Annotated in this window: 2 protein-coding genes; both read left to right on the top strand. The window is 70.8% G+C overall.

Annotation, left to right across the window (positions count from 1 at the left end; translation table 11 throughout):
- The coding region (locus G3N99_RS40930; RefSeq protein ID WP_346778526.1) for an endonuclease/exonuclease/phosphatase family protein at positions 1–334 on the top strand (334 nt) is incomplete at its 5' end.
- A gap of 131 nt (positions 335–465) precedes the next feature.
- The coding region (locus G3N99_RS40925) for a LysE family transporter (RefSeq protein WP_206125276.1) at positions 466–801 on the top strand (336 nt) is incomplete at its 3' end.

Genomic DNA, 801 nt, shown 5'->3' with positions numbered 1-801 from the left:
CGCGCTCACGCGCGCCGCACGGCTGCGCCAGATGCACTGGATCGCGCACTGGATCGTGCGCAACGCAGGCGACGGCCCGCTGATGCTCGCCGGCGACTTCAACGACTGGCGCAACGATTCGGTCGCGCTGTTCGGCGAGATCGGGCTGTCCGAGGTCGCGACGCTGCTCGGCGAATCGGGCCGCACGTTCCCCGCGTTCTCGCCGGCGCTCGCGCTCGACAAGATGTTCGTGCGCGGGCTGACGCCGCTCGAATGGCGCGCCCCGTCCGGCGAGGCCGCGTGGCTGTCGGACCACCTGCCGTACATCGCGCGCCTGCGCCTCGATCCGCAATAACGTTCCCCGATCCCGGCCGGATACCCGCCGGATATCAACGGGATTAAGCGCCGCCAAAGCGCGGCCGCGCGGTGCGCGCTACATTAACGCCTTGCCCATTCCGCTCCGCCCCGCCGCCGGGCCGCGCCGCCATGACCTACCTGCCGATCCTGCTGCAAATCGCCGTCGTCTATCTCGTCGCGGCGATCACCCCCGGCCCGAATTTCTTCATGATTTCGCAACTGTCGCTCGCGGGCCGGCGCAGCCTCGGCGCCGCATCGGCACTCGGCGTCGGCACCGCGTCGATCGCGTGGGCGACGCTCGCGATGCTCGGCCTCGCGGCCGTGCTGCACCAGGTCGAATGGCTGTACGAGGCGATCCGGATCGGCGGTGCCGTGTACCTCGTGTATTTCGGCTTCAAGCTGCTGCGCTCGGGCGTGCGCCGCGACACGGCGCCGGCCGACGCGCCCGACGAACGCGCGCCGCTA

The sequence above is a fragment of the Burkholderia sp. Ac-20392 genome, from assembly GCF_017104585.1.
Classification (GTDB): Bacteria; Pseudomonadota; Gammaproteobacteria; order Burkholderiales; family Burkholderiaceae; genus Burkholderia; species Burkholderia lata.
This window is presented reverse-complemented; position numbering and strand designations above follow the sequence as displayed.